This window comes from Microbacterium sp. LB12 (assembly GCF_037150835.1).
Lineage (GTDB): Bacteria > Actinomycetota > Actinomycetes > Actinomycetales > Microbacteriaceae > Microbacterium.
On the sequence record NZ_JBBCPF010000002.1, the window covers coordinates 126,976 to 140,528 of the forward strand.

A 13,553-nucleotide genomic window follows, 5' to 3' on the forward strand; every position below is an offset into this window, starting at 1 on the left:
ATGACCGTTCCCACGACCACCGACAGCACCGCGCCCGACGGCTCGCCCGTGATCTCGGGCATGCCGGAGACCGCGACGCTGCGCACCCCGGCCAGCACGCCCCCGCCGCGCAAGACGTTCTGGTCGCAGCTCGGCCAGGCGTTCGCGATGTTCCGCAACCCCAAGTCGGTCGCCGGCCTGATCATCCTCGGCGCGTTCGTGCTGATCGCGATCTTCGCGCCTTGGATCGCCCCGTACGGTCCGACGCAGAAGGACCGCACGGCGCTGCGTCAGCCGCCGTCCTGGGAGCACTGGCTGGGCACGACCCACATGGGTGAGGACGTGCTGAGCCAGCTCATCTACGGCACCCGCGGGGTGATCGTCGTCGGCTTCCTCGCTGCGTTCATCGCCACGATCATCGCGATCACGATCGGCGTCATCGCCGGCTACGTGCGCGGCTGGAAGAGCGAGTCCCTCTCGGCGCTGACCAACGTGTTCCTGGTGATCCCCGGCATCCCGCTGATCATCATCATCGCCTCGCAGTTCGACAACCCGCCGCTGATCGTGATCGCCGCGGTGCTCGGCATCACCGGATGGGCGTGGGGCGCCAGGGTGCTGCGCGCGCAGACCATGTCGCTGCGCAACCGCGACTTCATCCAGGCCGCGCGCGCCAACGGCGAACCGCTGCGTCGCATCATCACGGTCGAGATGCTCCCGAACCTCATGGCGCTCATCGCGTCGAGCTTCGTCGGCACCGTGACCGCGGCGATCCTCGGCCTCACCACGCTCGCGTTCATCGGGGTGATCCCGGTGAGCAACCTCAACTGGGGCACCATCCTGTTCTGGGCGCAGCAGAACGGCGCCTTCCCGCGCCTGTGGTGGTGGTACGTCCCCGCAGGTCTCTGCATCGCGATCATCGGCGTGGCCCTGTCGCTGATCAACTTCGGCATCGACGAGTACGTCAACCCGCGCCTGCGTTCGGCCGGAGAGCGCGCCAGGGCCATGAAGAAGAAGGGGCTGAACGTGAACGACGCCGTCACGGTCGTGCGCGCCGTGCCCCTGCCGGGCAAGACCCCCGATCCGACCACCACGACCACCCCAGCGACTGCAACGACCGCAACGACCGCAACGACACAGAACACGAAGTGATGACCTCTCAGACACTGACCACGGTCCTGCCGTACCAGGACCCCGCACTCTCGATCCCGGAGCGCGTGGCCGACCTCCTCAGCCGCATGACGGTGGAGGAGAAGGTCGGGCAGATGCTCCAGCTCGACGCCCGCGACGACCTCGACGACCACATCGGCCGCCGTCACGCCGGATCGATCCTGCACACCTCGCCGGAGCGCATCCTGCGCGCGAACGAGCTGACCGCCCAGACCCGCCTGCGCATCCCCCTGCTGGTGGGCGAGGACTGCATCCACGGGCACTCGTTCTGGCCCGGCGCCACGATCTACCCGACCCAGCTCGGCATGGCCGCATCGTGGGACTCCGAGCTCGTCGAGCGCGTCGCCCGTGCCACGGCCGAGGAGGTCGCGATCACCGGCATCCACTGGACGTTCTCCCCCGTGCTCTGCATCGCCCGCGACCTGCGCTGGGGACGCATCGACGAGACGTTCGGCGAGGACCCGTTCCTGATCGGTGAGCTCGCCTCGGCCATGGTGCGCGGCTACCAGGGGGAAGGGCTCGACGACCCCACCGCGATCCTCGCGACCGCCAAGCACTTCGCCGGGTACTCCGAGACGCAGGGCGGACGCGATGCCAGCGAGGCCGACATCTCGCGCCGCAAGCTGCGCTCGTGGTTCCTGCCGCCGTTCGAGCGCGTGGCCCGCGAGGGATGCCGCACGTTCATGCTCGGCTACCAGACCACCGACGGCGTGCCGATCACCACGAACGACTGGCTGCTCAGCGATGTGCTGCGCGGTGAGTGGGGCTACACCGGCACGCTCATCACCGACTGGGACAACGTCGGACGCATGGTGTGGGAGCAGCGCATCCAGCCGGACATCACGCACGCGGCCGCCGCCGCCGTGCGCGCGGGCAACGACATGATCATGACCACCCCGGCCTTCTTCGAGGGGGCGCTGGACGCGGTCGCGAAGGGCATGCTGGCGGAAGACGCCTTCGATGCGGCCGCCGCCCGCATCCTCACGCTGAAGTTCGAGCTGGGCCTGTTCGAGAACCCGCGCCTGCCCGGCACGGAGCTCGACGCCGTGGTGGGCAGTGCCGCGCACACCGCCCTGAACCTGGAGACCGCGCGGCGCTCGATCGTGCTGCTCGAGAACGACGGTGTGCTGCCGCTCGACGCCTCCGCGCCGCTCAGGATCGCCGTCACCGGGCCTCTCGCCGACGACGCGCAGACGCAGCTCGGCGACTGGGCCGGCGGCTCCGGCCAGGCAGGGTGGCTCGACGGGCAGCCCCGCGACATGATCACGACCGTGCTCGACGGCCTCCAGGGCGTGGACGGCTGGAGCGTCACGCACACGCGCGGCGCCGACATCCTCACCCTGGAGGACGACCCCCGGGGTAAACACTTCCCCGACAAACAGCCGCGTCCGCCGGTCGTCAAGCCGTGCGCCCCCGACGCCGCGCTGATCGCCGAGGCCGTGGCCGCCGCAGCCGAGGCCGATGTCGTGGTCGCGGTCGTGGGCGACCGGATCGAGCTCGTGGGCGAAGGCCGTTCGACCGCGACCCTCGAGATGATCGGCGGGCAGAACGCGCTGATCGACGCGCTCGTCGCGACCGGGAAGCCCGTCGTCATCGTGCTGCTCGCCTCGAAGCCGCTCGTGCTCCCGGCATCCGCCGCACAGGCTGCCGCCGTGATCTGGGCCGCGAGCCCCGGCATGCAGGGTGGGCAGGCGCTCGCCGACATCATCGCGGGAGCAGTCGAGCCCTCCGGGCGTCTGCCGATCTCGTTCGCGCGTCACGTGGGTCAGCAGCCGACGTACTACAACCAGATCCGCGGACAGCACGGCGACCGGTACGCCGACCTCACGCAGTCGCCCGCCTGGGCGTTCGGCGAGGGCCTGTCGTACACGACCGTGGAGTACGCCGACCTGGAGCTGGAGGCGACGGCGCTGACGGAGTCCGACACCATCGTCGGGCACGTCACCGTGGCCAACACCGGCACGCGCCCCGTGCGCGAGACCGTGCAGGTGTACGTGCGGGATTCGGTCACGAGCGTGAGCTGGACCGACAAGGAGCTCAAGGCCTACCGGCAGGTCGACATCGCACCGGGCGAGTCGGTGCGGGTGCGGCTGGAGCTGCCGGTCGCCGACTGCACGATCGTGGATGCCGCGGGCGAGCGGATCGTCGAGGCGGGCACGTTCGAGCTGCTGGTCGGCCCGAGCTCGCGCGACGAGGTGCTCCTCTCCGCCGACTTCGAGGTCGCCTGAGGGTTCTCCCCTTCACCCCTTTCGCCGAACCACCCCCTTGCGTGCGAGCCACCCCTCTGCGCTCGCACGCAAGGGGCCGGGTGGCGCGCAAAGGGGTGGCTCGGCGGGCTGTGGCGGGGGTGCGCGTCAGTCGCGGAGGCGCTGCGGGCCCGCGCCCTGGTCGGCGAGGGTGTCGTCGGGGTTGAGCAGCCCGCACGCCTTCATCGACAGGCAGCCGCAGCCGATGCATCCGGTCAGCTCGCGCTCCAGACGCTCGATGCCTTCGCGGCGCTTCTCCAGCTCGCGCTTCCAGCGGCGCGAGGCGCGTTGCCAGTCGGCGTGGCTCGGCGTCTCGGTCAGCGGCACGTCGGCGAAGGCCGCTTGCACATCGGACAGCGGGATGCCGAGGCGCTTGGCGACCGTGATGAGCGACACCCGCCGCAGCATGTGACGGGCGTAGCGGCGCTGGTTGCCGGGTGTGCGGGTGGAGGCGATGAGTCCCAGCGACTCGTAGAAGTGCAGGGCGGATGCGGCGACCCCGGTGCGTCGGGTCATCTCGCCGATCGTCAGCGGCTCGTCGGGGGCGTGTGGCGTCAACCTGAGTCCTTCCTCCGGATTTGACCTCAAGTGTACTTGAGGTTTTACGGTGGAAACCGTGACCCGAACAGAGCTCCCGCGATGACCTATGTGATCGCACTGCCATGTGTAGATGTGAAGGACAAGGCCTGCATCGACGAGTGTCCCGTCGACTGCATCTACGAGGGGGAGCGATCCCTCTACATCCACCCGGACGAATGCGTGGACTGCGGTGCCTGCGAACCGGTGTGCCCGGTCGAGGCGATCTTCTACGAGGACGATCTGCCCGATGAGTGGCAGGACTACTACAAGGCCAACGTCGAGTTCTTCGACGAGCTCGGCTCTCCCGGTGGCGCCGCCAAGACCGGGATGCTCTCGTTCGACCACCCGATCATCGCCGCGCTCCCGCCGCAGGAGGCGCACGCATGAGCCCGCGCATCGCGGTCGTGGGGGCGGGGCCGGCCGGCATCTACGCGGCCGACATCCTGCTCGCCGCGGCACCCACCGCCACGGTCGACCTGTTCGAGAAGCTGCCCACCCCGTACGGCCTGGTCCGCTACGGCGTCGCGCCCGACCATCCGAAGATCCGCAAGATCACGGATGCCCTGCACGACGTGCTGGTGAACCCGCGCATCCGACTGCGCTGCAACGTCGAGCTCGGGGTCGACATCCACCTCGACCAGCTCCGCGCCGCCTACGACGGGGTGATCGTGGCCACCGGCGCCGATCTCGACGTCGCGCTCGACATCCCCGGCATCGACCTGCCCGGATCCTTCGGCGCCGCCGACTTCGTCGCCTGGTACGACGGGCACCCGGATGCGCCGCGCACCTGGCCGCTCGCCGCCGAGTCGGTCGCGGTGCTGGGGGCGGGCAACGTGGCGCTCGACGTCACGCGGATCCTGGCCCGGCACGCCGCCACGCTGACGCACACCGACACCCCGGACGCGGTGCTCGATCAGCTCGCCGCGAGCCCGCTGCGCGACGTGCACCTGTTCGCGCGGCGAGGACCGGCCGACGTGCGCTTCTCCGCGATGGAGCTGCGCGAGCTCGCCGAGCAGGAGGACGTGGATGTGATCGTCGATCCGTCGGAGCTCGCCCTGGATGAGCATGCCGAGCGGATGATCGCGCAGTTCTCGCAGCGCCGCATCATCGTGCGGACCATGACCGAGTGGGCCGCGCTCGATCCGGCCTCCCGGACGGCCTCGCGCCGCATCCACCTGCATCTGCGGCAACGTCCGGTGCGCCTGCTCGGCAGGGGGCGCGTGACCGGCATCGAGCTGGAGCGCACCGCGTCGGACGAGCTGGGCCGCATGGTCGGTACGGGCGAGCTGCTGCGCTACGACGTGGGGGCGGTCTACCGTGCGGTCGGCTACCGCTCCACCGCGGTGCCCGGCGTGCCGTTCGACGCCGAACGCGGCGTCGTGCCCCATGTCGAGGGGCGCGTGGTGGATGCCGACGGCACCCCGATCCCGCGGTTGTATGCCACGGGCTGGATCAAGCGGGGCCCGGTCGGCCTCATCGGCTCGACCAAGTCGGATGCCGCGCAGACCGTCGCGCACCTGGTCGAGGACCTCGCCGCCGTCGAGAGCGCCGTGCGCGATGACGACCCGATCGCCCACCTCGCCGATGCCGTCGACCTCGACGGTTGGCTCCGCATCGACGCCGCCGAACGCGACGCCGGAACCGCGCGAGGTCGCGAACGGACGAAGATAGTGGAGCGTGCCGAGATGCTCGCTCACGCCACGAAAGAGCAGATGATGGAGGCCGGTCGATGACCGTCACACCCGTACCCACCCCGGTCGGCGAAGGGCTCAAGGACGCGTTCCGCACGCATCCGGCCGGCGTCGCGATCATCACGGCACCGACCCCGGACGGCCCGGTGGGTCTCACGGCGTCGAGCGTCGCGTCCGTGGCGGTCGACCCTGCCGCGATCGTGTTCTCCGTCACCCGCGCCACCGGCAGTGCGGGCGCCATCCTGGGGGCGGCGACCTTCGTCGTGCACCTCATCGACGATGAGCACTCCGCCCTCGCGCAGAGTTTCGCGGTGAGCGGCGCCGAGCGCTTCACGCCGGAGCAGGGGTGGGACACGCTCCCGACCGGTGAGCCGCACCTCCCCGAGGCGAGGGTCGCGCTGCGCTGCCGCCCGATCCAGACGGTCCCGGTCGGCTCCTCGACCGTGGTCATCGCCGAGGTGCTGGAGGTGCTGCCCGGCTCACCGGGCCGCCCGCTCGTCTACCTCGACCGCCGCTTCCACTCCCTTCCGCACAACACGCACGACACCGCCCTCTGAAAGGAAACCGTCATGACCACGCTCTACACGCTCCCCGAACTGCCCTACGACTACTCGGCCCTCGAGCCGCACATCTCCGGCAAGATCATGGAGCTGCACCACTCCAAGCACCACCAGGCATACGTGACCGGCGCGAACACCGCGCTCGAGCAGCTCGCCACCGCCCGCAGCGCCGGGGACCTCGCGAACGTCAACAAGCTCGAGAAGGACCTTGCGTTCAACCTCGGCGGCCACATCAACCACTCGGTGTTCTGGCAGAACCTGTCGCCCGAGGGCGGCGGCGCTCCCGAGGGCGAGCTCGAGGCGGCGCTCGTCGACGCGTTCGGGTCGATCGATGCGTTCCGCGCGCACTTCACGGCCACCGCGCTCGGGGTGCAGGGCTCGGGCTGGGCGGTGCTCGCCTGGGATTCGGTGGGCGCACGCCCGGTGATCTTCCAGCTGTTCGACCAGCAGGGCAACGCGCCGCTGGGAGTCACGCCGCTGCTGCAGCTCGACGTGTGGGAGCACGCCTATTACCTCGACTACCTCAACGTGCGCGCCGACTACGTGAAGGCGTTCTGGAACCTCGTGAACTGGCCTGACGTGCAGCGTCGCTTCGAGGCCGCCCGCACCGCGACCCAGGGCCTCATCGTCGCGGGCTGACCCGCCCCTACTCTCCGCCGACCCGGCCCCTTCTGCGCGACCCGGCCCCTCTCGTACGCACGCAAGGGGCCGGGTCGGCGGAAGCGACAGGCAGAGCGCGCTACAGCAGGCGGGCGGTCGTGCCGCGCACGTTCAGCTCGTACGGCAGCGCCGACGGGATGTGCACGGCCTCGGGTGTCGTCAGCTTGGCCAGCACCGCATCCGCCGCCCGTTCGCCCTGACCGAGCGGGAACTGATCGACCGTGGTCAGGCGGAAGAACTCCCCGAGCTCATGACCGTCGATGCCGACGATCGACAGCTCCTCCGGCACGCTGAAGCCGAGGTCGCGGGCGGCGAGGAGTGCCCCGATCGCCATCTCGTCCGACGCCGCGAACACTGCGGTCGGGCGGGGACCGGGCCGTCCCAGCAGCTGTTTCGCCGCACGGTAGCCGCCTTCGACCGTGAAGTCGGCCGGCTCCAGGAAGGTGTGGTTCAGGGGGATCCCGGCCTTCGCCAGCGCTTTCTCGAATCCGAGTCGGCGATTGGTGGGGATGTGGAAGTCGATGTCGAACTCGGGGTTGGCCCCGATGTGCGCGATGTCGGTGTGGCCGAGGCTGATCAGGTGCTCGGTGGCGAGCTGCGCCACCGCGACGTCGTCGACCGTGAGGGTGTCGAGCTTGGGGTTCGGGCCGCCGATCGCGATCACCGGGAGTCCGAGGTCGAGCAGGTACTGCGTCTCGTCCTCGTCGAGCTCGATCGACACCGCGATCACGGCGTCCACGCGCTGGCGTCGCAGGAACGTATCGAACACATGTCGCCGCACGTCCTTGTCGGCGGTGATGTTGTAGAGCGTGATGTCGTAGCCCGCGCGCATGAGAGCGGCCGAGACGCCCGAGAGCACGGTGCTGAAGAACCAGCGGTCGAGGAACGGCACCACGACCCCGACGTTGCGCGTGCGCCCGGATGCCAGGCTCGAGGCGCGGGACGAGACGACGTAGCCGAGCGACTGGGCCGCGGCCTGCACCCGCTCCTTGGCGGATTCGGACACGTGGCCGCGTCCGCTCAGTGCGCGGGAGACGGTCGCGGTGGAGACTCCGGCGAGCCGGGCGACCTCATCGATGCTGGCCATGTGTTCCTCTTCGAAAGTGCTCTGGTCGCGATCCCCGCCCCGCCGGGGGGGGGTGAGGATCGCGACCGGAAGGGTCGTGCGTCAGGCCGTGGTGTACCAGACGGCCGTGTCGATCGGCAGGGATCCGCCGTCGAACGGCTGGCTCTGCAGCAGCACGAGGGCGCCGGCGGGCAGCTCGATCGGGGCGGTGCCGAGATTCGCGACCACGTGCACCTCGCCGCGGCGGAACGCGACCGCGTCGGGACCGGCATCTTCCCAGACCAGCGATCCGGCACCGAAACCGTGCTCGCGACGGGCGGCCAGCAGGCGCTTGTACAGCGCGAGCGTCGAGCCGGGGTCGACCTCTTCGACGTCGCGGGCGTACGTGGCCCACTCCGCGGGCTGCGGGAGCCACGACAGTCCGGTGTCGTTGAAGCCGAACGCCGGAGCATCCGCTTCCCACGGCAGGGGCACGCGGCAGCCGTCGCGGCCGTAGCGCTCGCCGTTGGTGCGGAACCAGGTGGGGTCCTGACGGAACTCGTCGGGGATCTCCATGGCTTCGGGGAGTCCGAGCTCTTCGCCCTGGTAGAGGTACGCGGAGCCGGGAAGCGCGAGCATCAGGGTCGTCGCAGCGCGGGCGCGTGCGAGGCCGATGGCCGTGTCGGGCTTGTGCGGCGTCTTCGGGCCGATGCCCTCGCCCTGCGGGTTGTCGTCCGTCAGCGCGAGTCGCGAGGCGTGGCGCACGACGTCGTGGTTCGAGAGCACCCAGGTGCTCGGAGCGCCGACAGCGCCGAACTCGTCGAGCGACTCGCGGATGACGTCGCCCAGCTTCTTCGCGTCCCACTCCGTCATCAGGTACGGGAAGTTGAACGTCTGGTGCATCTCGTCCGGGCGCACCCAGAGCGCGGTCTGCTTCAGGGTCGGCATCCAGGCCTCGCCGCACAGGGCGCGGTCGCCGTCGTACTCCGCCAGCACCTTGTGCCAGTCGCGGTAGATGTCGTGCACGCCGTCCTGACCCCAGTACGGCACGTTCGACTCGCCGCCGCCCATGGAGTCCGCGTCGCTCGGGGGCGTGTAGTCGGGGAGGCCGTCGGCCTTGATCATGCCGTGCGCCACGTCGACCCGGAAGCCGTCGACGCCACGGTCGAGCCAGAAGCGCAGGATGGACCGGAACTCCTCGCGCACCTCCTCGTTGGTCCAGTCGAAGTCGGGCTGCGTGGCGTCGAAGATGTGCAGGTACCACTGGCCGGGGGTGCCGTCGGCCTCGGTCACGCGCTCCCACATGCCGCCGCCGAACACCGACTCCCAGTTGTTCGGCGGGAGCTCGCCGTTCTCGCCCTTGCCGTCGCGGAAGATGTAGCGCGCACGCTCGGGGCTTCCCGGTGCGGCCTTGAGGGCTTCCTGGAACCAGACGTGCTGGTCGGACGAGTGGTTCGGGACGAGGTCGACGACGACGCGGATGCCGCGGGCGTGTGCTTCTTCGAGCATCAGGTCGAAGTCGGCGAGCGTGCCGAACAGCGGGTCGACGTCGCGGTAGTCGGCCACGTCGTAGCCGGCGTCGCGCTGCGGGCTGGTCATGAAAGGGCTCAGCCAGATCGCGTCGACGCCGAGCTCCTGGAGGGAGTCGAGTCGGCTGGTGATGCCCGGCAGGTCGCCGATGCCGTCGCCCGAGGCGTCGGCGAAGGAGCGGGGGTAGATCTGGTAGATGACGGCGCTGCGCCACCACTCGGAACCGGGGGCTGCGATCTGCTCAAGCTGTGCCATGCGAACAGGCTACTGCAAACGCTTACATACATGCCAGCATGGGGATCGAATCGGTTCGGAGCCGAGGCGCTGTCCTGCCGCGGGAGTATGGTGGCGGCATCCGATGAGTGGAGGCTGTCATGGTGCCGGAGATCAATTACTGGGCAGTGCTGCTGGCGACCGCGTCGAGCATGCTCGTCGGCTCGGTCTGGTACGCCCGCGGCGTGTTCGGCACCCGCTGGTCGAAGCTCGCGAACGTCGACATGGACCGACCGGCGGCGACCGCGGCCTGGCCCATCATCACCACGGTGATCGTGAGCTTCATCACGGCATGGGTGCTCGCCGGCGCATCCGCCATCGCCTGGCACTTCTACGGCGGCTCCTACTTCTGGGGTGCGATCGTCACCGCCGTCACGCTGTGGGCGGGGTTCACCGCTGCGCGCTTCATCACACACGATGCGTTCGAGGGCCGCTCGACCAGGCTGACCACGTTGAACATCGCGCATGAGCTCGTCACGGTCGTGGTCATGGCGATCATCATCGGGGTCTGGCCGCCGGCCCTGGGCTAGGTCGGCACGCCGAGGTCGCGCGACGGTTCACGGCGCGCCCTCTCGACTTGTGGAACGGGAACACTAGACTTTCGCCGCTTCTGCCGGCATGGCCGCCGCTGTCAGGCTGGTCTCGTGACCCCTGGGTCACCTGCGCGTCTCCCCACCGCGCGGTTCTGACCGAGAGGTTCCCCCCACATGTCCGGTTCATCGCGCCGTTCCGCGCCCTGGGCCATCGGTGCCGCTCTCGTCGCCGCAGCCGTCCTCGCCGGAGCCGCCCCCGCGGCCCTCGGCGCAATCGGCGATCCCGGCGATGCGACCGCCGACGTCACCACCGATCCGGCCCAGTCCGTGGCCCTCGCCTACGAGTTCCTCGACGCGCGCGTCGACGAGTTCTGCGACGGCGCGGGCCACTGCCTGCCGCGCAGCTATCAGGGCGGATTCTTCACCGACCTCCCGACCTGGGACTTCACGCCCTCGTTCGTCTACGACGATGCCCTGGTGATCATCGCCTACACGGCGCGTGGTCTGCCCGACGACCTCCGCCGGGCGCGGGCGATCGGCGACACCCTGCTGTTCGTGCAGGAGAACGATCCGATCGGCGACGGGCGCACGCGCACCTCCTACGAGCCGCACGGCATCCGGGACGGGCGGGTGGAGATCACCGGCCCCGGCACGTTCACCGGCAACCAGGCCTGGGCGGGGATGGCACTCGCCCGGCTCGCACACGCGACCGGCGACTCCCGCTACCTCGACAGCGCATTGCGCATCGGTCAGTGGATCCAGGACAACACGGCCGACCTGGTGCGCGCTCCCTTCGGCTACACGGGCGGCCAGCTCGCAGACGGCACCCCGCTGGTGTGGAAGTCCACCGAGCACAACAGTGACGTCGCCGGCTTCTTCACGCAGCTCGCGCAGCTCACCGGCGACACCGTGTGGGCGGATCGGGCAGCGGTCGCGGCGGCGTTCGTCACGGCCATGCAGAGCACGGACGGCCACGTCGACACCGGTACTCTCCTCGACGGCTCCACGGTCAACACCCATCCCGTCCCGCTGGATGCGCAGACGTGGAGCTACCTCGGCACGGGCGACGCCCGCTACGGCGCCGCGTTGGACTGGACCCTCACGAACCTGATCGCCACCGACGGCCCGTACACGGGGCCCTCGATCAGCGACGTCGACGTGTCGAAGGCCTGGTTCGAGGGTGCGGGACACCTCGCCCTGGCGCTCACACTGCGCGGCGGAGCGGGCGATGCCGACCGTGCCGAGACGCTGCTGGGCAGCATCCGCCTGGCGCAGCGCGATGCCGTGAACGGCGATGGCAAGGGGATCGTCGCGACATCGACCGACGGCCTGGACTCCGGCTTCGGAGACCTCTACTACGCGAGCCTGCACACGGGAACGACGGCGTGGTACCTGCTCGCAGCGGCGGGGGACAACCCCTTCCGCCTCCCGGTCGACTGACCGGGAGGCGGAAGGGGTCAGCCGATGTTCGCCGTGATCCGCTCGAGGTGCGCCACGGCATCCTCCATCGATGACGGTCGACCCACCACGCCGGGGCGCGACTGCCACGGCCGTGGCCCGTCCGGATGCCGGTACTCGACGCCCGCCGCATCGAGGCGCGCGAGGTGCTCGACGAGCCGCGGCTCGAACTCGCGGAAGTCGCGGTCTCCGCGCGTCCAGAGCGCCTCGGACACCGCGCACAGGCGCGGGAAGACGTGGTAATCGATGGCGCGCGACGAGTCGATGTGCTCGGTCCACAGGTTCGCCTGCCCGCCCCGCACGTGGCGCGCCTCGGTCGCGTTGAGCTCGGGCGGCACCGGGTCGAACCCGTACGCCGTCTCGACCGTCGTCACGGTGCCAACCGGGATCGGCTCGCCGGGCATGTCCGACTCCCGGTAGTCGAGATAGACCGAGTCGACGGGGCAGGCAATCACGTCGTGCCCGGCGCGTGCGGCCACGAGGGCACCGATCTGCCCGCGCCAGGAGAGCACGCTGGCGTCGTCGACGAGTCCGCCTTCGAGGATCTCGTCCCAGCCGAGCAGCTTCCGCCCGCGGGAGGCGAGGTGGGCGGCGATGCGCCCGATGAACCAGCTCTGCAACTCCTCCTCCTCCTCGACCCCGAGTTCGCGCATGCGCTCCTGCGTGCGCGGATCGTCGCGCCATTGCACCTTCGGACACTCGTCCCCGCCGATGCAGATGTACTCCGAGGGGAAGATGTCGATGACCTCGTCGAGGACATCGGCGAGGAAGGCGATGGTCGACTCCTCGACGTTGAAGATCACGGGATTGATGCCCCAGCGCGTCCAGGGCGTCTCGGGGGCCGCGTCTCCGACACCGAGTTCGGGATAGGCGGCCACGGCGGCCTGTGCGTGCCCGGGGAGCTCGATCTCGGGGACGACGGTGATCCCTCGAGCCGAGGCGTAGGCCACGATCTCGCGGAGGTCGTCCTTCGTGTAGAAACCGCCGTGCGGTCTTCCGTCGCCGTCTGACTCGGGCGCGGCGCCCACCTGCGACTCGGGACGCCAACTCCCGACCTCGGTCAGCTTCGGGTAGCGGGCGATCTCGATGCGCCATCCCTGGTCGTCCGTCAGGTGCAGGTGGAGCGTGTTCAGCCGGTGCATGGCGAGCAGGTCGATGAACCGGCGGATGTCGCGCGGAGGTGCGAAGTGGCGGACGACATCGAGCATGGCACCACGCCAGCTGAACCGGGGTGAATCGCGGATCTCTCGTGCAGGAGCGCGCCATGGAACCGTCGACGGCAACGGCGCGCGGCGGTGAATGGTGGCGGGGAAGAGCTGGAGCAGGGCCTGCGCGGCCCAGTGCGCGCCGCGCTCGACGGCTGCTCCAATCCGCACCCCCGCGGGGGTGACCGTGAGCTCGAAGCCCTCCTCATCGAGCCGGTCATCCTGCTCGAAACGGATCCCGGTGTGGTGTGCCGCGCCGTGCTCGACGATCGTGATCGGGAGAACGAAACCGGTCGCGTGGCGCAACTGCTCCTGTAGGCGCAGCGCCGGCTCGACGAGCGCCGGAGGGGCCGTCATCGTGGTTTCCGGCGTGAGCTCGAAATCCCCCTCGAGGGCGCGTTCGTGGAGGGCTCGGGGCAAGAGGGTCGGCATGGTCCAGCTCCTGTATAGGCAGATCTCGCGGTCATGAATTAGTTGGTTTCATGCCCTAATAGTTAGTAAATATAGTTACCTAATTCGAGAGGCTGCTTTTGCATCATGAATGCATTCGCCGCGTCATTCCAGAGAATATAACAGTTCCAAATCTGCGCCACATTGTGATTGACACAGGATATGAAACAGAGGTGT

12 protein-coding genes are annotated in these 13,553 nt (G+C 69.6%); 8 read left to right on the top strand and 4 right to left on the bottom strand.

Annotation, left to right across the window (positions count from 1 at the left end; all coding sequences use genetic code 11):
* Together WFM69_RS05115 and WFM69_RS05120 are read left to right on the top strand one after the other, a co-directional pair.
* Positions 1 to 1,128 carry an ABC transporter permease gene (locus WFM69_RS05115; RefSeq protein ID WP_337002344.1) on the top strand — a complete coding sequence of 376 codons (1,128 nt, stop codon included), beginning with the start codon at positions 1 to 3 and terminating at the stop codon, positions 1,126 to 1,128.
* Positions 1,128 to 3,374 (top strand): glycoside hydrolase family 3 N-terminal domain-containing protein, encoded by a 2,247-nt coding sequence (locus WFM69_RS05120; protein WP_337002346.1) that lies wholly within the window; start codon positions 1,128 to 1,130, stop codon positions 3,372 to 3,374. Before WFM69_RS05115 ends, WFM69_RS05120 begins: the two co-directional genes overlap by 1 nt.
* A 126-nt stretch (positions 3,375 to 3,500) precedes the next feature.
* Here the strand turns inward: WFM69_RS05120 and soxR are convergent, their stop codons facing one another.
* The gene (gene soxR / locus WFM69_RS05125; RefSeq protein WP_337002348.1) at positions 3,501 to 3,950 is read right to left on the bottom strand and encodes a redox-sensitive transcriptional activator SoxR; all 450 of its coding nucleotides are present in this window, start codon (positions 3,948 to 3,950) and stop codon (positions 3,501 to 3,503) included.
* 81 nt (positions 3,951 to 4,031) lie between these two features.
* Here soxR and fdxA point away from each other — a divergent pair, with 81 nt between their 5' ends.
* The 4 genes from fdxA to WFM69_RS05145 are packed head-to-tail and all read left to right on the top strand — an operon-like array spanning position 4,032 to position 6,861.
* The gene (fdxA, locus tag WFM69_RS05130; RefSeq protein WP_337002350.1) at positions 4,032 to 4,358 is read left to right on the top strand and encodes a ferredoxin; all 327 of its coding nucleotides are present in this window, start codon (positions 4,032 to 4,034) and stop codon (positions 4,356 to 4,358) included.
* Positions 4,355 to 5,704 carry an FAD-dependent oxidoreductase gene (locus tag WFM69_RS05135; protein WP_337002353.1) on the top strand — a complete coding sequence of 450 codons (1,350 nt, stop codon included), beginning with the start codon at positions 4,355 to 4,357 and terminating at the stop codon, positions 5,702 to 5,704. The genes fdxA and WFM69_RS05135 overlap by 4 nt, the downstream gene beginning before the upstream one ends.
* Positions 5,701 to 6,219 (top strand): flavin reductase family protein, encoded by a 519-nt coding sequence (locus tag WFM69_RS05140; RefSeq protein WP_337002355.1) that lies wholly within the window; start codon positions 5,701 to 5,703, stop codon positions 6,217 to 6,219. The genes WFM69_RS05135 and WFM69_RS05140 overlap by 4 nt, the downstream gene beginning before the upstream one ends.
* A 12-nt stretch (positions 6,220 to 6,231) precedes the next feature.
* The gene (locus tag WFM69_RS05145; RefSeq protein WP_337002357.1) at positions 6,232 to 6,861 is read left to right on the top strand and encodes a superoxide dismutase; all 630 of its coding nucleotides are present in this window, start codon (positions 6,232 to 6,234) and stop codon (positions 6,859 to 6,861) included.
* A 100-nt stretch (positions 6,862 to 6,961) separates the two neighbouring features.
* Here WFM69_RS05145 and WFM69_RS05150 read toward each other — a convergent pair whose 3' ends face one another.
* A complete protein-coding gene (locus tag WFM69_RS05150) occupies positions 6,962 to 7,969 on the bottom strand; it encodes a LacI family DNA-binding transcriptional regulator (RefSeq protein WP_337002359.1) in 1,008 nt (335 codons plus the stop codon).
* Positions 7,970 to 8,050: 81 nt separating this feature from the next.
* A complete protein-coding gene (locus WFM69_RS05155; RefSeq protein WP_337002361.1) occupies positions 8,051 to 9,712 on the bottom strand; it encodes a glycoside hydrolase family 13 protein in 1,662 nt (553 codons plus the stop codon).
* A 119-nt stretch (positions 9,713 to 9,831) separates the two neighbouring features.
* On the opposite strand from WFM69_RS05155, the gene WFM69_RS05160 reads away from it, so the two are divergent.
* On the top strand, positions 9,832 to 10,260 hold the full coding sequence (locus WFM69_RS05160) for a DUF1761 domain-containing protein (protein WP_337002363.1): 429 nt from the start codon (positions 9,832 to 9,834) through the stop codon (positions 10,258 to 10,260).
* A 177-nt stretch (positions 10,261 to 10,437) separates the two neighbouring features.
* Positions 10,438 to 11,703 (top strand): hypothetical protein, encoded by a 1,266-nt coding sequence (locus WFM69_RS05165; RefSeq protein ID WP_337002365.1) that lies wholly within the window; start codon positions 10,438 to 10,440, stop codon positions 11,701 to 11,703.
* A gap of 17 nt (positions 11,704 to 11,720) precedes the next feature.
* On the opposite strand, the gene WFM69_RS05170 is transcribed toward WFM69_RS05165, so the two are convergent.
* Positions 11,721 to 13,358, bottom strand: coding sequence for a beta-N-acetylhexosaminidase (locus WFM69_RS05170; protein WP_337002367.1), 1,638 nt, complete (start codon positions 13,356 to 13,358; stop codon positions 11,721 to 11,723).
* Positions 13,359 to 13,553 lie beyond the last annotated feature (195 nt).